Source organism: Bacteroides sp. ET71 (genome assembly GCF_023336905.1).
Taxonomy (GTDB): Bacteria; Bacteroidota; Bacteroidia; order Bacteroidales; family Bacteroidaceae; genus Bacteroides.
Genome location: NZ_JAMBLS010000013.1, coordinates 33,377 through 53,338 on the forward strand (window position 1 = coordinate 33,377; position 19,962 = coordinate 53,338).

Annotated in this window: 23 protein-coding genes and 1 pseudogene; 14 read left to right on the forward strand and 10 right to left on the reverse strand. The window is 47.5% G+C overall.

Features of this window, described 5'->3' with window-relative positions; all coding sequences use genetic code 11:
• The first annotated feature begins 2 nt into the window (after positions 1 to 2).
• The 4 genes from M3090_RS08560 (at position 3) to M3090_RS08575 (ending at position 4,091) form a co-directional block, all read left to right on the forward strand.
• A complete protein-coding gene (locus tag M3090_RS08560) occupies positions 3 to 1,514 on the forward strand; it encodes a glucosaminidase domain-containing protein (protein WP_249055254.1) in 1,512 nt (503 codons plus the stop codon).
• A gap of 22 nt (positions 1,515 to 1,536) precedes the next feature.
• Positions 1,537 to 1,698, forward strand: a complete 162-nt coding sequence (locus M3090_RS08565; protein ID WP_162609275.1) for a hypothetical protein — start codon at positions 1,537 to 1,539, stop codon at positions 1,696 to 1,698.
• Between the two features lie 81 nt (positions 1,699 to 1,779).
• A complete protein-coding gene (locus M3090_RS08570; RefSeq protein ID WP_249055256.1) occupies positions 1,780 to 2,397 on the forward strand; it encodes a hypothetical protein in 618 nt (205 codons plus the stop codon).
• A 5-nt stretch (positions 2,398 to 2,402) separates the two neighbouring features.
• Positions 2,403 to 4,091, forward strand: coding sequence for a zincin-like metallopeptidase domain-containing protein (locus M3090_RS08575; protein ID WP_249055258.1), 1,689 nt, complete (start codon positions 2,403 to 2,405; stop codon positions 4,089 to 4,091).
• Between the two features lie 49 nt (positions 4,092 to 4,140).
• On the opposite strand, the gene M3090_RS08580 is transcribed toward M3090_RS08575, so the two are convergent.
• The 5 genes from M3090_RS08580 to M3090_RS08600 all read right to left on the reverse strand — a co-directional run bounded on the left by M3090_RS08580 (position 4,141) and on the right by M3090_RS08600 (position 6,062).
• Positions 4,141 to 4,428, reverse strand: coding sequence for a hypothetical protein (locus M3090_RS08580; RefSeq protein ID WP_087334849.1), 288 nt, complete (start codon positions 4,426 to 4,428; stop codon positions 4,141 to 4,143).
• 6 nt (positions 4,429 to 4,434) lie between these two features.
• Positions 4,435 to 4,629: a hypothetical protein gene (locus M3090_RS08585; protein WP_249055260.1), complete on the reverse strand. Its 195-nt coding sequence runs from the start codon at positions 4,627 to 4,629 to the stop codon at positions 4,435 to 4,437.
• Complete coding sequence (locus M3090_RS08590) at positions 4,626 to 4,976, reverse strand: hypothetical protein (RefSeq protein ID WP_087334845.1); 351 nt, start codon at positions 4,974 to 4,976, stop codon at positions 4,626 to 4,628. Before M3090_RS08590 ends, M3090_RS08585 begins: the two co-directional genes overlap by 4 nt.
• A 400-nt stretch (positions 4,977 to 5,376) precedes the next feature.
• On the reverse strand, positions 5,377 to 5,559 hold the full coding sequence (locus tag M3090_RS08595; protein WP_151896391.1) for a hypothetical protein: 183 nt from the start codon (positions 5,557 to 5,559) through the stop codon (positions 5,377 to 5,379).
• 17 nt (positions 5,560 to 5,576) lie between these two features.
• Entirely contained in the window at positions 5,577 to 6,062 is a 486-nt protein-coding gene (locus M3090_RS08600; protein ID WP_151896436.1) for a hypothetical protein, read from the reverse strand.
• 86 nt (positions 6,063 to 6,148) lie between these two features.
• On the opposite strand from M3090_RS08600, the gene M3090_RS08605 reads away from it, so the two are divergent.
• Positions 6,149 to 6,511 (forward strand): hypothetical protein, encoded by a 363-nt coding sequence (locus M3090_RS08605; protein ID WP_087334842.1) that lies wholly within the window; start codon positions 6,149 to 6,151, stop codon positions 6,509 to 6,511.
• A 51-nt stretch (positions 6,512 to 6,562) separates the two neighbouring features.
• On the opposite strand, the gene M3090_RS08610 is transcribed toward M3090_RS08605, so the two are convergent.
• Positions 6,563 to 7,144, reverse strand: coding sequence for a hypothetical protein (locus tag M3090_RS08610; protein ID WP_249055261.1), 582 nt, complete (start codon positions 7,142 to 7,144; stop codon positions 6,563 to 6,565).
• Positions 7,145 to 7,601: 457 nt separating this feature from the next.
• Here M3090_RS08610 and M3090_RS08615 point away from each other — a divergent pair, with 457 nt between their 5' ends.
• From M3090_RS08615 to M3090_RS08625, 3 genes are read left to right on the forward strand one after another with little or no spacing between them, the layout of a single operon-like run.
• Positions 7,602 to 8,351: a type IV toxin-antitoxin system AbiEi family antitoxin domain-containing protein gene (locus M3090_RS08615; protein ID WP_249055263.1), complete on the forward strand. Its 750-nt coding sequence runs from the start codon at positions 7,602 to 7,604 to the stop codon at positions 8,349 to 8,351.
• A complete protein-coding gene (locus tag M3090_RS08620) occupies positions 8,332 to 9,402 on the forward strand; it encodes a nucleotidyl transferase AbiEii/AbiGii toxin family protein (RefSeq protein ID WP_249055264.1) in 1,071 nt (356 codons plus the stop codon). The genes M3090_RS08615 and M3090_RS08620 overlap by 20 nt, the downstream gene beginning before the upstream one ends.
• A 35-nt stretch (positions 9,403 to 9,437) precedes the next feature.
• Positions 9,438 to 10,322, forward strand: a complete 885-nt coding sequence (locus M3090_RS08625; RefSeq protein WP_249055265.1) for a hypothetical protein — start codon at positions 9,438 to 9,440, stop codon at positions 10,320 to 10,322.
• Between the two features lie 320 nt (positions 10,323 to 10,642).
• Here M3090_RS08625 and M3090_RS08630 read toward each other — a convergent pair whose 3' ends face one another.
• Positions 10,643 to 12,106 (reverse strand): OmpA family protein, encoded by a 1,464-nt coding sequence (locus M3090_RS08630; RefSeq protein WP_249055267.1) that lies wholly within the window; start codon positions 12,104 to 12,106, stop codon positions 10,643 to 10,645.
• 52 nt (positions 12,107 to 12,158) lie between these two features.
• Entirely contained in the window at positions 12,159 to 13,616 is a 1,458-nt protein-coding gene (mobV, locus tag M3090_RS08635) for a MobV family relaxase (RefSeq protein WP_317239166.1), read from the reverse strand.
• 585 nt (positions 13,617 to 14,201) lie between these two features.
• On the opposite strand from mobV, the gene M3090_RS08640 reads away from it, so the two are divergent.
• The 6 genes and pseudogenes from M3090_RS08640 to M3090_RS08665 all read left to right on the forward strand — a co-directional run bounded on the left by M3090_RS08640 (position 14,202) and on the right by M3090_RS08665 (position 17,293).
• Positions 14,202 to 14,834, forward strand: a complete 633-nt coding sequence (locus M3090_RS08640) for a hypothetical protein (protein ID WP_249055271.1) — start codon at positions 14,202 to 14,204, stop codon at positions 14,832 to 14,834.
• Positions 14,824 to 15,225 (forward strand): hypothetical protein, encoded by a 402-nt coding sequence (locus tag M3090_RS08645; RefSeq protein ID WP_249055273.1) that lies wholly within the window; start codon positions 14,824 to 14,826, stop codon positions 15,223 to 15,225. Before M3090_RS08640 ends, M3090_RS08645 begins: the two co-directional genes overlap by 11 nt.
• Positions 15,222 to 15,440 carry a hypothetical protein gene (locus M3090_RS08650; protein ID WP_249055274.1) on the forward strand — a complete coding sequence of 73 codons (219 nt, stop codon included), beginning with the start codon at positions 15,222 to 15,224 and terminating at the stop codon, positions 15,438 to 15,440. Before M3090_RS08645 ends, M3090_RS08650 begins: the two co-directional genes overlap by 4 nt.
• 210 nt (positions 15,441 to 15,650) lie before the next feature.
• Positions 15,651 to 15,752 (forward strand): annotated as a pseudogene (locus tag M3090_RS15915) (mobilization protein); the annotation flags it as partial.
• Positions 15,753 to 15,855: 103 nt separating this feature from the next.
• The gene (locus M3090_RS08660) at positions 15,856 to 16,884 is read left to right on the forward strand and encodes a DKNYY domain-containing protein (RefSeq protein WP_162608280.1); all 1,029 of its coding nucleotides are present in this window, start codon (positions 15,856 to 15,858) and stop codon (positions 16,882 to 16,884) included.
• Between the two features lie 37 nt (positions 16,885 to 16,921).
• Complete coding sequence (locus M3090_RS08665) at positions 16,922 to 17,293, forward strand: DUF2019 domain-containing protein (protein WP_249055276.1); 372 nt, start codon at positions 16,922 to 16,924, stop codon at positions 17,291 to 17,293.
• Between the two features lie 77 nt (positions 17,294 to 17,370).
• Here the strand turns inward: M3090_RS08665 and M3090_RS08670 are convergent, their stop codons facing one another.
• On the reverse strand, positions 17,371 to 18,900 hold the full coding sequence (locus tag M3090_RS08670; protein WP_249055277.1) for a mobilization protein: 1,530 nt from the start codon (positions 18,898 to 18,900) through the stop codon (positions 17,371 to 17,373).
• Positions 18,901 to 19,222: 322 nt separating this feature from the next.
• Positions 19,223 to 19,942 carry a hypothetical protein gene (locus M3090_RS08675; RefSeq protein WP_249055279.1) on the reverse strand — a complete coding sequence of 240 codons (720 nt, stop codon included), beginning with the start codon at positions 19,940 to 19,942 and terminating at the stop codon, positions 19,223 to 19,225.
• Positions 19,943 to 19,962 lie beyond the last annotated feature (20 nt).

Below are 19,962 nucleotides of genomic sequence, written 5' to 3' on the forward strand. Positions count from 1 at the left end.
ACATGAGCAAGAACCAAGAATACGCAGAGAAGTATGCCGAATATGCGATGTTACAGATGCGGCGGTACGGCATTCCCGCCTCCGTGACACTGGCGCAGGGCATACTTGAGAGCAGTAACGGCCAGAGCCAGCTGGCACGGAACGAGAACAACCACTTCGGCATCAAGGCCACGCCGTCATGGATTGACGAAGGCGGACGGTACGCCCTGTATTCGGACGACAGGCCAAACGAGAAGTTCTGCAGCTATGATTCCGTGGGCGACTCCTACGAGCACCACTCCCGTTTCCTGAAAGAAAACAGCCGCTATGCCGCCTGCTTCAATCTCTCGCCGGACGACTACAAGGGATGGACGGAAGGCATCGCCCGTGCCGGGTATGCCACGGGAAGCGGCTATGCCGCCAACCTACAGAAAATCATCGAGCAGAACGGCCTTGACAGATACGACCGTCAGGTCATGCAGGAAATGGCGGCACAGGGACGGCATTTCGGCGTGGAGGAAAACCCTTTGGGAGAATCTGAAAGCGCGGCCTATTCCTTTCCGGTCGAAAGGAAGGATTTCCTTTTTGTCACCACCCCGTTCGGCGTGGACGGCCGCACGGCCAACGGCGGCGGGAAAGTCCACAAGGGGCTGGACATCCGGTGTGACGAGGATGCCGTCCTCGCCACGGAAAACGGGGGCAAGGTCGTCTCCGTGAAAGGAAGCGGTGGCGGACAGTCCGTGACCGTGGAATACAGCCGGAAGGACGGCAGCAAGGTGCAGTGTACCTATATGCACCTCGGCGAAGTCTCCGTCAAGGCCGGGGATACTGTCAAGTCCGGGCAGCAGCTCGGAAAGACGGGCGGCGAACATCTGCATTTCGGGGTAAAAAACATCTATGCGGACGGCACGCAGCGGGACATCGACCCGGCGGCGTATCTGGCGGAAATCGCACAGAAAGGCGGCATCCGGCAGCAGGTGCTGCACAACGGCAACGACCTGCTTGCCAGATACAGGAGTACGGAAAGCGCCAGGGACGGGAAACCGCTCACCACCGAAGGATGGATGAAAAAGCTGCTCTCCTCGGAGGACAGCGGCGTGGGCCTGTCCGGATGCAGCGATCCTGTCGTGGAGATGGCCATGACCGCCTTCACCTCCCTGATGCTGCTGGCCGTGCAGATTGACAATAAGGAGGAGGAAAGGCAGAAGGCGGAAGTGTCCGCCGCGATGGACAGCGGGAGAATCGACCTCAAGTCTCTGTTGCCGGGTATGAAAAGCTGCACCCTGACCGTCAACGAAAACGGCAAGGCCGTGCTTCATGCCGACAACGGAAACATGCAGATGTCGAGGGAGCTTTCCTCCGCCGAACTCAGCCGCCTGTCGGCCACGCTGAACAACAGTTCTCTCTCCGAAGAGACCAGGCGGATGCGCGTGAGCGGACTGCTCAACACGGTCATCCTCTCCGAGACGGCTTCCCGCAACTTCGAGATGGGAATGGAACAGCTGCAGGGACAGACAGAAGGACTGAAAAGATAGCAATGAAAATATGAAAAGCGTGATGATGCAATTATGTTTTTATGTACTCGGATTGTCCTCGTGCGTGCTGCATACCGTCATGTACCTTATGCTGTTCGGCCGGGTGGCGGCGCTTGTCATCATCGGGATACAGGTGCTGCTTGCCGCATGGATAATCTACATCCGTATCAGGGCACCCGATTAGCAAAGGGAATTTCCGGTTCAACTTCAACAAGGCCGTTTCTGCTTTCCGGTGGAAATGTCACACATCAAAAATAGACAAGCGATGATAAAATGCAATGTTACCCTATGCGGCACGATCAGCCGCGACGCCTCCGTCCGCACAGGCAAGGACGGCAAGGAGTTCGTAAGTTTTCCTCTCCAGGTCTCCATCCCCGGAAAGAACGGGAATGACGGGAACATGGAAGTCAGCGTCAGCAAAGACGGCGGACAGGACACCGTACATGAATACCGGTACGGCTCCCGTGCCAAGGTCACGGGCACCCTTTTGCTGAAACGCAGGGGCGAGAAGCTCTATTTCAACCTGTCGGCGGATTCCGTGGATCTTTCCGATGCCGGGAACACGGATTTCGTCAAAGGGCAGATGGTCTTCCGTGGGAAGACCGGCAAGCACATAGAGGAACGCAAGGACAAGACTGGCAAGCCGTACCTGATGTTCTCCGCATTCAGTACGGAAAAGGTCAATGACGGGTTCGAGTACCAATGGGTGCGCTTCTTCTGTTTCGGCAAGGAAAGGGAGGAATGGCTTCAGCCGGGTGTCAAGGTGGACGCGAAGGGAGAAATGTCCCTCTCCCTATACGACGGCAAGCCGGACATCTCCTGCCGTGTGGAAGAACTCAACCAGTATGTGCCGGAGGCCGGCAACGATAACGATAACAGATGACGGATATGGCCGGTTACAGACGACAGAACGCGGACGGGCCGAACAGCGAGGAAAAGGCTCTCGACCTGTTCGCCGAGATGATGATTGAAAAGATAGAAAGCATCAATAAGGACTGGCGCAAGCCCTGGTTCACGGAAGGCGCATTGCAGTGGCCGCGCAACCTGTCCGGACGCGAATATAACGGCATGAACGCCTTCATGTTGATGCTGCACTGCGAGAAAGAGGGGTACAAGATACCCCGCTTCTGTACCTTCGACTGCGTGCAGCGGATGAACAAGCCGGGCAAGGACGGACAGGAACTGCCGAGGGTCTCCGTGCTGCGCGGCGAGAAATCTTTCCCGGTGATGCTCACTACTTTCACCTGCATACATAAGGAGACGAAGGAGAAAATCAAGTATGATGACTACAAGAATCTCTCCGAAGATGAGAAGAAGGAGTACAATGTCTATCCGAGGATGCAGGTTTTCAGGGTGTTCAACGTGCAGCAGACCAACCTGCGGGAAGCGCGTCCGGAATTGTGGGAAAAGCTGGAAAAGGAAAACGGCCGTCCTGAAGTCAAGGCAGGCGAACAGTTCGACTTCGAGCCGGTGGACCGGATGATAAGCGAGAACCTGTGGATCTGTCCCATACGGCCCATGCATCAGGATAGTGCGTACTATTCCATTACGAAGAATGAAATCGTAGTGCCGGAAAAAGTCCAGTTCAAGGACGGGGAAGCGTTCTACGGCACCCTGTTCCACGAGATGACCCATTCCACCGGTGCGAAAGGCGTGCTTGACCGCCTCGAACCGACAGCCTTCGGTTCAAAGGAATATGCCAGGGAGGAACTGGTGGCCGAACTCGGCAGCGCACTGGTCTCACAACGTTACGGCATGACCAAACACATCAAGGAAGACAGCTGCGCCTACCTCAAGTCCTGGCTCGACTCATTGAAAGAGTCCCCGCAGTTCATCAAGACGACCCTGATGGATGTAAAAAAGGCGTCCTCTATAATCACGCAGAAGGTGGACAGGATTGCAAGGGGACTGGACGAAGACAATACGGAACGGAAAGGAAACGAGGTCTCTCCGCAGGAAAAGACATTCTATGCGTCCGTTGCCTACCTCCAGTCCACAGACGACACAAGCCGGCTGGACGAACTGAGGGACAAAGGGGACTATGAGGGGCTGCTGGCCTGCGCCAAGGAATATTATGACGGGAACGGCATGGATGAACAATACACCTACCAGACCCCCTTGCAGCACAGGGGCGATAACCTGCTTGTCGAGGACAAGGACTTTGCCGTCGTGTATAACGGGAGCGTGGGCGGCACCTATGAGGTGATGCTGAAATACTCGGAACAGGAGGTACGCGACCACATCAACCGCTACGGCATTGACCGTGCGAGCGTGGATGTGAAAGAGCTTGCCAAGGATATGGTCGTTGAACAGTTTGCCAAACTGACGCATCAGAGAATGTCGGTATTCGAAATGCCGAGCGGGGATATTCTGTATGCAACGTACAACAGGGAGAAGGATGCGCTCGATGTGGGAGGTGTATGCAATGCGGGTCTTGCCGTGCGGCATAGCTTTCCATACGACCACAACTCGACGTTTGATGGCAACCTGATGGCCGTAAACGAGAAACTGAACGAACTCGACGAATACAGGGAGGAGCTACAAGAGGCGGAATATGGCGGCGGAATGCGGCGATAGGCAAAAAAAGGAACACGGGGCCGGCGTGGATGCCAGCCCCGTGCCTTTGTCAGCTTTGCTGAAAATACTCCTGCCAATTCTCTTCATCAACGGTCAGTCTGTCCATTTCCCAATCATATTCCACTTCAGGCATATTGGAATAAGGGAAATACACGGTATAGCCTATCTGACCGTAAGAGCTGTGCAAGGGTATAACACAAATCTCGTGGCCATAATATGGCTGTGGCGTACAGTATTTACGCCAGTTGAAACGGCCTGCCGCAATATTGCAGCAAAGTAACTTCAGAGCCATTATACCTTTCCATGCTTGAAAGTCTTTCTTGCAATTTCTTTCCATAATAATCTAATGAGCCAAGTTATAATAAATTTCGGGTTCGCCTGATACATTGTAAATCCAACTGCCGCACCGAATCAGCAGTGCATTCTTTCCGTAGTACAGCCTTTTCATGCCGGCAATGCTCCCGGACTTGTGGAAATTAGGGAAACGGCTGATGCCGATTCTCGCGCCGTCCCGCCTGTAAAGTGTCTTTGTTCTCATGTCAATGCTGTTTTTAATGAGTTATAAAAATCCGTGAAATTTTTTTTCGCCTCTTCCATCTCATCCACAATGTCCTTGATATGGTAAGGTGCGCCACATTTTCCGTGCCCGTCATAGCCAATCCACCGGTAGGCTTCATAGTCGGGGTCAAAGTCCTCGCAATTCCGCTCCACCTCCCTAAGAAACCCGTCAAATTTGTTTCCTGTCAGTTCGACACAAAATCCGTAATCCAGTCCGTGCTTTGTGTAATAGCAGAAATCGAATACTACAGTGTCTTCTTCCTCGTCTGTACTTACTATCCAGCCGAAATCGAAGGCGATGCTTTTGATTAGTTCTACTGTTGTCATTGTCCTGTTTTTTATTTTCCCTTTGTTCCGGGCCTTCCGACCCGCCGCAGGGATTGTTTTTATGTGCGGTTTCCACGGCGAAGGCAAGGATGGCAGGCAAGGAATCTGCGGTGAAATTTTATGAAATGCCGCCATCTGTGATTGCGGAAAGTTTCCGTCAAATTTTATCCTGATAGCCAGGGCGGTCCTTGACCGGGCCGTCCGTTCGCCGTACCTTTGCCGCATAAAAACATCCTGTGGGGTGTTGGCGGCACATGGAAATGAGCGTTTATCCATATATAAAAGGAGGGAGCCCATGACCTATGGGCATGTTATAACAGGCTCGGCCAGTCCCGTTGTGAGGCAGCCACCACCGGCCGGGACACCGCCTCTGCCGATGATGGCTGTCTTGTCATTCAAATCATATCTTATTTACAGTATCCTCCAGATATTCAATCCGCCTATATACGGCGGATGCTTCAGGATAGCATTCCGTCAATTCCGCCCATTCGAGGGTCTTGTGCAGTTCGTCAAAAGTCAGTCTCAATTCTGCAAGTCCGTCCCGAAGTTTCCGTTTCAAGTCAATTCTTTCCTGTTCGTTCATAATCCTTTAATTTAGAGTCAGAAATGATAATCAATGACGCCTCCAATGTAGAGCAGCGTGCCGGGTTCATACCCACAAATCTCACGCATGAACTCGTAAGACTGTTCGGCATAGGATTGCATACCATCCGCATCTGTGTAAAACCAGTAAGCTGTTTCAAGCGGGTTTTTCAAGTATTTTTCAAGCTGATAGACCGAGCCGATATAATCCAGCATCGTGTCAGGGGTAACGGCTTCCATCTTGCTGCGCAAACCTGCCACAAAATCCTCCTTCCACTTTTCCGCCCCGCCGGTGTAGCGGATTGTATCTTCATCGACAAGCTCGAACATCCCTGTGGGCAGGATATGGTTTACCAATATGTCAATGTGGTACTTGCGCTCCTTCTCGCCAATTTCGCAGCAATAGTCAAAATAACTGTTGTCGCCCTGCATAAGCGTGTCCTCGTTCAGATAGCATTCCTTGTCCACCTTTGTCGTTGTAATTTGAAAAATTTTGCTGTGCATAATCTTGAAATTTAATTTGTTGAACATTCTTTTTCTTCCCTTTTCTCGAAAGCCTTCTTCGGCTTCCTTGTCGGGAAAGATTTTACATGCAGGAAAGACAGCGTGTAAAGAACAGGAAAGGCAAGGAAACCGTCAGGGATTTAACGGAATACCCAACCCTGCGGGGAACTGAAAGTTCATCTTCGATTTGGGAAGGCTGCCGCTCAATCCGTGAACCGGTTAGCGCAGCGGTACTTGACGGCTGGACGGACGCTGTACCTTTGCATGGGAAAATCACTCCGGCGGGGAATGCCGAAACGGAGGAACGGTCGATGGCCCATGATAAAAGCGGACAGAAGTCATGGAATAAAAAGGCAGGACGGCAGGAACATACAAAAGGTTGCAGTGCCTTCCAGGGCATCCGGCTAAAACAGGGAGCAGGGACCGGAAAAAGGATTGTGATGACATGAAAAATCCCCCGAACTGACTTGCAGCCCGGGAGATATGCCCCTTTACCCGAGTTAACCTATCACTTCAAACTCATGCAGGTAGCAGAAAGCATCTTCGCTCTTCTCACTCCATTCTGCGTCAAGAGCTTCGACATCCTTTGCCGACCTTATCGGTTTCCCGGTCTCTTTCTCAATCCACTTGAACGCATCTTCCTGATTCTCGAAGTATTCGCTGATGTACTCTTCTTCGGGCGTACAGGCATCAAAAAAATACCTGTCGGGGAAATAGACGCCCGAACTGTCGTTCGTTTCATAAATTCCTATGCCCGGCTCTTCCGCCTGAAAGTAATAGTAAAGTGACGGATATTTTTCCCTCACAAGGTCAAACACCTCATTGCAGGGAGACCACGCCGTCTCGGTGTATAACCTTATCACTTCGCCGTCCATTTCGAGGCAGCTCCACTCACCACGACAACTTACATCGTTCCAATCCTTGCCCAAGGCATCCACAAGGCATCCCAGCCATGTAGTCCCGAAGCCGTTTTCCACTGAAGGGTTTTCCATGTCTTCCAGTCTTTTCATTAACTCATAGAGGCTCTTGATTTCTTTTGCGTCGCCCTCTATCACATACGCACTTGAACACCAATTAGGCATAACTCTTAAATTTAATCCGTTAAACTTTTTCTTTATCTTTCCCTTTTCTCGGAGCCTTACGGCTTCCGGTCGGGAATGATTTTCGTGCGTGAAAAGACTGCGGGTCAGGGGCAATAAGGCAAGTGGACGGCAAAGTAGCTGATGAAATACCCAAATCTGTGATTTGCGGAAAGCTGTCATCCGGTACGCAGGCCTGTCAGCATGGCGGTACTTGACATTCGCCCTCCGCAGTACCTTTGCACGGAAAAACAGGGCTGACAGGCAGCCGGAGTATGAGCAAAGAGATTATTATTGCGACAGAAAACATTAACAATAATGGCAAATCTATAAAGTATTTGCCATTATTGTTATTCTTATAAAAGACAGGTTTTTCTGAAATAAATATAACTATTTTGGCAAATTGCATTTGTATTTGCCGATTTTGTTATATATTTGTAGCGGAATACAGATAACTGAGATGACCATAGCAGATCAAATATTAGACTATGCAATGAAGACGGGCGGTCTTTTCACAAGACGTGATCTCCTGAAAGCATTGTGCTCAGGTACGAATGGCGTGTCTGACAAGTCTCTTGTTGTCATTTTAAACCGCATGGTCGCCAATCAACAGATTGCAAGAGTTTCTCATGGGACATATCATGTTCTGAATGAACAAAGAAAAGAGTTTGTTTATAGTCCCGATGAAGCAGAACGTAATCTCAACCATCATATAAGGGAACGCTATCCGTTTATAGATTACTGTATATGGAGATCATCTGCGCTTACTCCGCTGATGCAGCATGTACCTGCATCCAGGATTATGTTTGTTGATGTGGAAAGACTGGCAATGGAGGCTGTCTTTCAGTCGTTACAAGGGCTTGGCATAAACCTGCCGATTCTTCTCAATCCTACAAAACAGGAATGTGTCAGGTATATTACAAACGATGAGACAATCATTGTGAGGCCATTGATAAGGGAAGCCCCTGTAACAGAAGTTGACGGATGTCCCGTACCTATGATGGAGAAGATGCTGGTGGATGCCGTAAGCGACAAGGAACTGGTATTCATGCAAGGTAATGAGCTGCACACAATATACGCCAATGCTTTCTCCAGTTATTCCATTAATGAAAACCGTCTCTTGCGCTACGCATCCAGACGGAATAGAAAAGATAAGGTAGAAAGAATCTTGAAAAATATAAAAATAGAATATGATACATCCGGAAAGTAGAACACTGGCATGGATAGAAACCGTTGCCAATGAGAATAATATACGAGATATTGCACTTGTGGAGAAAACAATCAGGGCCTTCTCCCTGTTGGAAGCCCTTGTCCGCTCAGGATGTCCGTTCCTGTTCAAAGGCGGCTCTTCTCTCTTGCTCCATTTCGACAGCAGCCGGCGACTCTCGATAGACATTGATATAATCTGCCCTCCCGGAACCCGGATAGAGGATTATCTTGAAAAATATTCCGCTGAATACGGGTTCGGCAATGTGGAACTGGTACAACGCATATCCCGCACGGATGTCCCGAAACAACATGCCAAGTTTTTCTATGAAGTGTCTTATCCGGCAGGGGGCAAACAGGACAAAATCCTGTTGGATGTATTGTTTGAGGAAACCCATTATGTCAATGTGATAGAAGCACCTATCCAGAGCCGTTTTCTGAAACAACAGGGAGAACCGGTCATGGTAAAACTGCCCAGCAAGGAAGACTTGTTAGGTGATAAACTCACGGCCTTTGCTCCGCATACGACGGGGATTCCATTTTTCAAGGGAGACAAAAACTGTTCAATGGAAATATGCAAACAGTTGTTTGACATCGCCACATTGTTTGACAGCATATCCGATCTGACGGTTACAATAGAAACATTCCAGAGATTCGCTTCTACGGAATTACAATACAGGAAAGGCGACGCAAGTGACCTGCAAGCTGTTTTAAGCGACATCTATGATACTGCATTCTGTATTATGCAGAGAGGGCAATACAGACCGGAAGAGTTTGAATTACTACAGGATGGCATCAAAAGGGTGAGAGGATTTATACACAGCGAGGTGTATAGTATCGAAAGGGCGATAACCAATGCCGCCAAAGCAGCCTATCTGTCAAAACTTATCGAAAAAGGTATAACGGAAATCAAACACTATAATCCTGGAGAATCCAGTATGTTGGCTGATGCTGTCATTCAATCTCCTATGCCAACAAAACTCAATAAGCTGAAGAAAACGAACACTGAGGCATTTTTCTACTTGAATGAAATACAGAAATTACAGCTTCAATAGGAGGCTTCGGAGTGCTTTAAAATATCAAATTATATATGGCTTCTTTTGAATTTAATCCGATAGCAGATTTCGTAGTATTACGATTTAAATGTCCGGAATGTGGACATGATAATGAGACTGACGCATTGTATGTTCCCATGCCAGATTTTACAGCAGAGAACCATAGCGATAGTTGTAATAGCGAAGATTACGAGCATGAATGTCCTAATTGTGGACACCTGTTTGAAATAACTCTAAACAACGGAATTTATGGTGGTGATGGAGAAATTACGGATGTGGAGGATGGTCTGTCTGTAGAAGAAGAATTTCCCGACAATGAAGATGACTACGAGGAGTATAAATCGACATTCTTCGATGAACATGTCAAAGATACCATTGAAGTATTAGACAAAATTGATGTGTTGGATGAAAGGTCGCGCAAACTGTTATACCGCACTTTGTATGCGAATGTAATTAGCAGTATGGAAGCATATTTAAGTGACCGTCTAATTCAAAAAGTGATGTCATCTGAAGATACAAAACGAAAATTTGTCGAGGGGTTCAAGGATTATAAAGATGAAAAGATAGCAGTTTCGGATATTTTTAAGCATTTGGAGAATATAGATTCCAGGATAATAAAGACTTTGCGCGAGATTATATATCATAATCTTCCACGCGTTAAAAATATCTATAATTCCGTTCTTGGAATAAATCTGGGAGAAAAAATCGTAATATCAGATTTGATGAAATGTATAGGCATACGCCATGATATAGTACATCGGAATGGGAAAGATAAAGAAGGGAACCTCCAAGATATAAGCAAAGAAGATGTTCTTGAATTAGCTGAAAAAGTATCTAAATTCATAGGAAACATTGAGTATGAGTTTATGTTCCAAGATATTAACCCCGACGAATCAGAAATTGAATTACCATTTGAATAGGCGTCTCAAAATATAAATCAACTTTCATGTATTATACAGTTTGTCAAATAACACAATCACTGAAAAAGAAGCTGCGACTTTATACTTTATCTGATGTATTATTGCGGATAAAGTAGTTTCTCGTAAATTGAGGAAACGGTCCGAGTTTTGTACTTTATCTTATCAAATAATCGACATAAAGCAAAATCTTACGCCTAAAAAGTTGCCCTGTTGGAAAGGACACGTCAGATGTAGATTCCAGTAGAAAGAGTGAGAGCCGATCCGTCACGGACAGGCTCTCACCAATAGATTGACTATATTTCAATTATGAACAAAAAGACTTATCTGAAATGAAGTTCCACTTTCGTGTGCCGGTTGGCCTCGTCAGGAACATAGTCGGCGATGCCGCCTTCGTATATCCTGGTAATGCTTTCTGCCGGTAAGCCCCGCTTGATGAGTTCGCCGGCAATATAATCGGCTCTGGCTGTGCTCAGCGTGTTGTTGATGGAAGCTGTGCCTGTCGCACTGTCCGCCGCTCCAGTGACTTTCACGGACAGTCCGTATTTCATGGCCACATGAGCGATCGCATCAAGATTGACCTTTTGCAGAGAGTCCGTAAGGCGGGCTGCATTAAGGTCGAAGAAGAAATAGACCGGAGAACCTATACATTCGTCTCCATGCTGCATGAGGGCGAAATAACCGGCCGCAGAAACAGTGTCCGGGCGGTTGATTGCCGCGTTCCATTTTCCGGGCAGGCTGTCCGTTCCCGCTTTGCTGATGCTGTCCGTATTCATGCCTTGAATACTATCTGTACCCGTTTCTGTTGCAAGAGACGAATTGCCGTCCCAATGACGGTTCTTCAACCGGGCTCGGAGGGAGTTCAGTCCGCTGTAATTGTTTATGGGAAACCTCCTGTCATCGGCTTCCATGTCTTCAAACAGGTGTCCGTAAGTATCAAGCAGTCCTTCGATTTCGAGAACCTTCTTCAGCTCGTCCAAAGTCCTTCTTTCCTTGTCCAGCTTTCCGGCATATTGCCTGTTCCGTTCAGCCAAGGCGTTCGCATAGCCGGTCAGCCACTCGTTGCGCCGTTCATACGGGCGATGGTCAACAGCACGTTTCCAGCCGACCTTGCCGATGCTGAAAGAGAATCCCGCCGTCAGCGAGAGCATGTGGTCTCCGAGACGGTTCGCTTTTCCGTATCCGTCGAAGTCCTGGAATGTGGTCGTCCCGGAAAGTTCCATCAGGACGCTTACTCTCCTGGATATGCGGTACTGGCCCTGTATGCCGTATGATATGGCAAGAGGGTTGTGTCCGTTGTCCGCATTGTGCAGCAGTCCGAGACCCGCATACGGGGAAAGCCTCCAGCGAACCTCGTCCTGTTTTGCATACCTGTTTCCGAGCAGATTCCACATCAGATCCGCATGGACATAATGATATTCCTGTGTGGACAGTTGACTGTTCTTGAAATGCAGCCCGCTGTAATTGACACGGACGCCGACCGACGGTGTGAACCATTTGCCCACACCTATAGTGTACGAAGGCTTGAGTCTTCCGAAAAGGTCTTCACAGCCGAGCGGCGTGCCGAGAAACGCCGATGCCCCTCCGGACAGGCTGACAAACCAGTTGCCGCTTTTGCGTGTCGGGACTACCACTCCGTCAAGATAAGAGGGCTGCATCGGGCGTAGCATTTCAATGCCATTACTGAAACTTTCATATCGGACAGTATCGCTGTCCGACGGTGCAGCATTCGCATGGTTGTGCAGCGAACAAAGTGCCGCAAAGAACAAAATGATATGTTTCGTCATAATCTGATACTTTATTGGTTGATTCTTTTGATTTATGGGTCAGGGATGCCGGTCAACGCTTGGGCTTCCTGCCGATTGCAGGCTTCATCATGCGACTTGCCATCCTCATGCAGCGGAGAGCCCATGCACGGTTGTCCTCGTCTTCGTCCCGTCCCCATTTGAGGTCGCTCTTGCTTCCGCCTCCGCCATGTGTTTCGGCAAAGGTGGTGGCATCATCGACCATGCCCAGGAACAGCAGGGTGGCGCAGTGCATGACCTCTTTCCCTTGTTCCGCTATGGACTGTACAAGAGTGCCGTCAAACATCTGCCGTTCCGGGCCGGTCATCCGTGCCGAAAGGTCACGGAACTCATTCACCATATTCTCCAGCATCGCGTCCTTGAGCAGACTGTCCACTTTGGAATGGACATCACGGGAGTATTTGTAGGCTTCTTCCTTGAGATGTTCCGTCCTCTCCTGAATGGCATCCATGTTCTCTTTGAGGTCGGACAGCTGCCGGTCAGCCAGCTTCAGCTTATCCTGTTTGTCTGCCAGTTTAAGCTGGATATAGGCAAGCTCCTTTTTCAGCTTGTCCGTCTCGGCGGATATGACATCGGCATCGCCCTTGTGCTCTTTCAGTTCGTCTTCAAGAACAGCGAGCCTTGCTTCCTTCTCCGCCTGCTTCTTCTGGAGATTTTCCACCATAGAGGTCAATCCCTTGACCCTGCGTTCTGCCAGCCTGATGTCCGACCGGAGGTCCGAAAGGACTTCCTTATGACGGGCAATCTGCTCCTCGATGGTCGTACATTCCTCCGACAGCATACGGCGGTATTCCTCGGTCGTTCTGTGACGAGCGCCGGACTCGGCGATGCTGGTACCACGCCGAAGTTCCCACTTACGGTTTATTGCAGCCAATTCGCTGTGAAGCTCACGAAAGCGTTTGCTCCCTTCAAACTTATCCTTTCCGGAAAAGATTTCTTTGTATGCAAACTTACCGTCCTTGATTGGCAGAAGGGTGCAGTGTATATGAGGGTTCAACTCATCCAGATGTACATAGAAGCCTATAATATTCTCCTCACCGAATTTGCTGGATACAAACGCATAAATGTCCTGTGCCCATCTTTCAATTTCCGGTTTTCTTTTGACTGATGAATTGTCTGCACCTTTGTTAAAATCCACATTTTGATTCCCGAAAGCCAATTCACGCATACGAAGCTGCGAACCGCCAAAGAGAAAGTTTGCGATTGTACGATACTTTGGTTCCGCCAGTCCTTCATTCTTGTCTCGAATGCCACGACTATGCAGGTTTTCCGCCATCCGTTCAGGGATGCTCTTTGTCTTGTCCACAGGGCGCACCTTACCGCCCTTGACAATTTCAAAATTCAAGTGTTCTCTGGTCGGATCATAATTCCCTTTGCCTATGGCATGTTCCCATCCTTTCTCCGTCCACCTCCGTTGGTGCTCATCGCTTTGGGATGTGGAGATACCTGCGGATGGTTTTATATCCATTACCTGTTTCGCTTTTTCTGCCATGTTATCTGTTTATTATATCGGACAATCCGTTGTGCCCAGCTTGCTGTCCGCCTGGCACCTCTCCCAATGACGGAAGTCATTTGGGGTATTAGGCTACTGACAAACAATAACATTATGTTCTGTTGTATATTATTGTATTTCAACAATATAAATATGAATTTTAGACATTGAGAAAATAAGGTTAATTCTAAAAATGTCACTATAATGTCACACTTTTAGATGAAGCAACGACCAATAGTAATTCCAAATATTACAGAAATAGTCTGGTTTATACTCTGTCAATGGGCGAATTTCAATTAAGCTATATCAGTTGTCGGGGGAATTATTGAATATTCTTGAAAGTAAATGCCTTGAGTAGATTAGATATGAGCCAATAAGGGTACAAACTTTAATCTATAAATGAACATAAAATGTTTTGCTACAACTATAATATGTCTATACGAAAAAATGTTATGTCGCCTCAAAACAGAAAAGGACATCAACAATAAGAGTTAATTTGCTTAAACCTAACGGGGAAAGAATAGTCTAATAATTGATTAGGTTATTTCTTTTCGCTATCTTTGAAATGCCATTAAATGATAAGTTATGGAATCAAATAGCCGGATAAAAGAAGGCGAATGGTTTTGTGCCATTGAGGGCTTGGCCATTCTTGACAAAGTATATGATTTTTATTTTGAGGAATATGACCGTATCCCTCAAAATAAGAAGATAGGCGACTATAACCGTTCTATAGTTCAATACAGACTGTTCTGCGATTATGACGGGCATCCAATAAAACGGAACAGATGTAAGATTTCCGAGGCGGACTATTGCAGTCCGATGTGTGCGAAATACGAGAAGGTGTTAAAAAGGAGCATCAAGGATATTCCCAAAGAATATGCCTCGTTTGTCAGATTCTTGAAAACTCCCCAAGAAAAAAGGAGTTGGGAACTGGTTTCTTATGCCATACCGGAAGGTCTTCATAAAGAAGCAATTCAAGACTTTGAGAAAATTCAGAAGAATTTGCCTCCTAAATTTACTTTTTCGGATTTGCTAAAAATTGCCACGGACAATCAATGTATTATCAATATGACTGATTCTGTAGAATACACTTGCGGTATTCCTTTATGGATTAGCGTCACTCTCAGCTACATTTTGGGTAATTACGCCGGAAAGAGGGTCTTGTTTGACAGATTTGATTATAAGATTGGAGGAACGGAGGCAAACGATGAGATTTAACAAATGGCTTCCTATTGTTTCGGCAATAAACATTGCTCTGTTAGGGTTGGCAATATATGTTTTTGGGCTGTATCAACATAGGGCAAGCATTGTGGCATCCCAAACTCCGATTACAAATTTTTCTATATTGGAAGTAAATTATAGAAAGCTTGGTTCATCCGTTAAAATAGCATATAACGGCAAAGAATATTATACAGGCATACCTATACCCTATTCCAAACGTAAGACCGAGAACGTTGAAAAATTAGCGTATTACTACGACGCAAAGAACGATACCATATTCTGGGAAAGGGAACTTAACAAAAGGTATGTCGTGTTCTATTTCATCGTGTTTTTATTTTCATTGCTACTTTGGGCATATCCTGAAGTGCGGAAAGGAGGTAAGCGATGAAATTCATATACCTTATATTTTTCGGCATATTGTACGTGTTCAATTTTGTCATGGACTTCTTTCGTTATATAGGAGCCGCCGTGCGTTATATTTTCTTCAAGGTGATAGGGCGCAAACGCTCGTACCATGATTTGTGGATGGAAAGTGAAGTGATAAATAATATATGCGGTTTGGGTTTTCTGCTGACTTTGATTGTTGCTGTGATGTTTTTGTAAATAATATTATGGGTATTATGGAACAAGCTGATAAAAGAACAGATATAAATAATTTCTGCCCTATTTGTGGATATCCACTTGGCAATTACAATCCGTGGGGTGTTGATGGAAAGACTCCGACATACGATATCTGTCCATGTTGCGGTGTGGAATGGGATAATGAAGATTATACGCAGAAATCCCTAACAGAATACCGCAATGCATGGCTGGCAACCGATTGGCGAATGGTTCAAGGAACAGTTCAACAAATTAAGGCAGAACATTCGCTGTCCCATACAGCCGCAAAGGAAAAGCAGGGGGATGAAACTGTAATCGGATATTGCATTGAGAAACAAAAAAGTACCGTCCATAAATGACTGATAAACGGTACTTTTTTTGTAATTTTGTTATCGGATTTCAAAATAGGAAATATATAATGAAAAGGTATTCCAAAATAGCAATTATCACAGCTTCTATAATTGGCCTATATGTTTTTGCATTGTTGTCTTTTGGCTTCCCTATACCCAGAGGTCATAAAGTTAACAGTGATTATTATACCTACTATCAAAATATCAGAGGCATATACTATATCTCTGTTGAACATTCGCTAAACCTGATCAATTACGGTAATTGGGGATACCTCAAAGACGTGGACAAGGCAACATTTATGGTATTAGATGACAACTTGGCAAAGGATGCAACACATGTCTGGTTTGGAAGCAAGTTGATAGAAAACGTAGATGCCAAAACATTCCATATCAATGCCAACGGAGTTGCGTGTGATAAAAACAATGTCTATATCCGCGATTTCTCCAGCAGCAGTTCATTCATAAGACCTTCCCATAGCAGCATAGATGCTGAAACTGCCGAATATTTCGTGTATCGTCTTGGCCGCAGGTCGGATGAGTGGATACGAGACAAAAATTACGTTTACTACAATGATAAGAGAACTGATGTCGATAGAAACAGTTTTAGGATTATAGGCGAGGATTGGTTTATAGACAAGAACTATGTCTATCAGACTGTACCTAATTCTAAAACAGGACAGTGGGAACTACAGCGTATAGATTCCTTGCAACATCCTGTTGAGCCGGGGTATCAATATTTCCGCAATGGCAGAAATGTTATTTATGGTGATTCTGTAATCGTTCGGAATATAGATATTAAACGTTTTGAGGAAATCGGTGTCGGCAAATATTTAGTTAATGATATGCTCTTCTTGAATGGAGAACCTTTCCTCAAAGACTCATTAGATGTAGAAAATGCCACGTTCTATTTTTACGGGCGTATTGCAACCGACAAACAGTATGTATTCTTTGACAGGAAGCAACTAAATGACATTAACGCCGCTACTTTTCATCAAATTAGCGATGAAGTCTTTGAAGATAGAAACTACATCTATACTATAAAAGAAAATTCATGGAACGATGAATATCCGTTCGATAAAAAGAAGAAAGAGTATTAAGAAATCAATCATAAACAGATATTTCTCCAAAAAACATATGAATAGCAGCGGAATAATGAAACAAACTGATGATATTAGCAAAGTATTATCCACTTTTAAGACTTTAGCGGCTGCTCAGGTTGCCGCAACAGAGAATGGCGATTATAGAAAGGGCAATAAAGCCTTTAAACAAGTTATTAAAATTATTAAATACCTCAAGGGATTAGGACGAGTGAGTGAATTGGAGGCATTGTTGTCTGATTCCAATGTAGGGGTTAGAATGTTTGCAGCCTTTGGCTTACTGCAAACATCTCCAGATATTGCGGTTCCCATACTCAAGGAAATCGCACAAAGGGAAGACATACATTCTCTCACCGCGAGAACGACGCTTGAAGAATGGGAATCCAATACGCTAATATACCCATTCTGAGATTTCTTACTATATTATGGCAAAAGCTATGATATTGACCTATAAGCAATGTTGGATTTATGAATTAAATTAAATGGTTACAAATTGACTCCATCTCGACCTCTCTCAATTTTCCAATCATACAGACCCTCCGCCACATCGCCAACCTCCTTGAGTGTATGGCGATGTTTTATTTCGTCAAAAGGCTGTCGGCTCTCCGCATAGTCACAGAGCCATGCGCCGACCATATTCTGCTGTTCGGTCGTTTCCCCGTACTCCTGCATCACACTTTTGATGTCGGCGGCTTCGGACGGGGCGAAGAATGACTTGTGCTGTTCCGTCCCGAAATGGATAATCGCATCTATGGCTCGCCTGAAAACCTCGCTTGCCTTGTAGAGCATATCCGCAAACAGGCTTAGGATATGCCTGCTCGCTTTCAGCGCACTCTGCAACAGGCGGATGGCCTTGTCTTTCTCCGCCGTGGCTTGAATTACCGCTTGGCTGATGCGCTGCTGCTCGCTGTCCTTTTGTTCCTGAAGCCGCCGTACCACCTTGTCTCTTTCCATGCTAAGAGAGCGGCTTTGCACCAAAGCCCTGTCACGCTCCGCTTCGGTTTTCTGCTTTTCTGCTGTCAATGCCTTTGTCCGTTCCTCCGCCTTGTCCTTTACGGCTTCGGCAAAGGCTTTTCTGATGCGCTCGTTCTCGGCTTTCAGCTTGGCGTTTTCCTTTCCGACCGCAGCAGACTTGCCGACTCCCACAAGACTGCCGACGCTGTCAAGTATGCTGTCCACTTTCGCCTTGCGCTCGTCTTTGAGCTGCTGCTCCCTTTCGGCAATCTCTCTGTCGAGGGAAAGACGGTACTGCTCTTTCGCCTTGTTCTCGTTCTCTACAAAAATGAGTTCCGCTTCGGCTTCCTCCTTGGCGGCGATGGCGGCTTTCCTTGCGGCTTTCGCCTGTTCCGCTTCCTGCTTCTGTTTGGCGATGATGAAGTCCGTGCGTTCCAGATGTTCCTTGCCCGTCACCTCCTTTGAGGTGCCCCTTTCCATTTCCAGACACTCAGCCAAAACGGTCTGCATCTCGCTCATGTCCTGCTCTTTCAGCTTGCAGGACTTGCCCGTGTCGTGGTTCATCCAGTCCCACACGATGTGGGCGTGAAGGTTGGGCTTCCATGTGGCATTGTCGCCGGGTATTCCGTAATGTCCTTCGTCACGGTGGATGAACACTTGCAGTGCTGTGACACCCCAGCGCTCCCTGCACACCTCACAGAAACGCTGCAACTGCTCCATCGTGGTGTCGTCCTTGATGACAACCACGCCCTCCTTGAGCGGAGTGCTGCCACGGACGATGGTCACCTTGCCCGTCTTCTTGTTCACCCGTTCACGGTCTTTGGTCTGCATCGCCCGGCCTGTCTTTTCCTTGACCATTGCGGCTATCTGATTGTAGCGGTCGGTGAGCGTGGCTTCGCCGAAATCAGGTGATACCCATGTCTCGTTTCCTGCCATGAGGTCGGTACGGATGTAGAACTTCTCCTTGCGGATATTGGCGAGGTATTCCGCTGTCCGCCTGTTGTGCGCTTCGCTGCTGCCGATGTTGCACGGCTTGATGTTGATGGATGTCTTCTGTGCCATAGGCTTGTCTGTATTTTGGGTTTCACTTCGGGTTATTAGGGCAGAGCTTTAATCGGAGGGTGCAGGGAGAGGGTCACTTCCTGCTCTGGGTTCTTAGGGGTGGAAGCCACTAAGCGGAGTTTCCAAAGAGGGGGTCACTCTTTGGTCGGGTTGCATAGGGCTGAAAGTCCTTGCCGGGTTCTTAGGGCAGAGCCATAAGCCCCTCGGGAGAGCCCACAACTTCGGAGCACAGCGGAGAAGTTATAGTGGGCTATATCTGGGCAAGCCCAGTCAGTCACGCCACGCCAACGGAGTACCGCTGAAATCCTGCGCTGTGCGCCCGTCAGTTCCTCCCGGCTATGTCGGGGTCATCCACGCCGCCATTCGTGCCGTCCTGCGCTTCTTTCAGGCTTTCTACGGGGTTATTGCCATGCTGCCCGTTGTCTTTGACATGGGAATTGTCGGCTTCGTCCTCCGCATCCGCTCTGTCATCCGACCTGTCGGAAACTACAGGCGAACATAGGGAAGAAGAAAGGGCGGCTGCTCCGCCTGCCGTGCTGTCCGCATCCTGCCTTGGGCATTGACAACCGTCCGGCACGGTACACGGTTTATTCTCCAACGGCATATCATTAGAGTATGGTGTCCGCACTCCGTCTGTCTGTCCTTTGGAAACAGCCGCAGGCTTGACATAGTGGGGATTGGTCAGCAGGACACCATCCACATACCACCCCGTCAGGAAATGCAGGGTGTGTACGGAAGTGCGGTTGTTAGTTCGGGTGGTCAGCATACCGAGCCTGTTGAAGCTGTTGATGAGCTTCCCGATGGTCTTGCGGTTGCAGTCCATGTATTCCGCCAGTTCCACATCGGAAGCTGCGACTTCTCCCACCTCCAACTCAATCTCAACGCCCTTGATACGGAGGGCGGTCTTTGTCCGCACGGCTGCGGTCATAAGTCTGTGCAGGCACTTCTGCCTGTCGATGGCGGCTTTGCCGTCCAAAAGGAAATCCCACTGCCCGGCGGAAAGGATGGTGCAGTAATGTATGCTCTGTTCGTTCTTGCACATAGTATATGATATTTATAGGT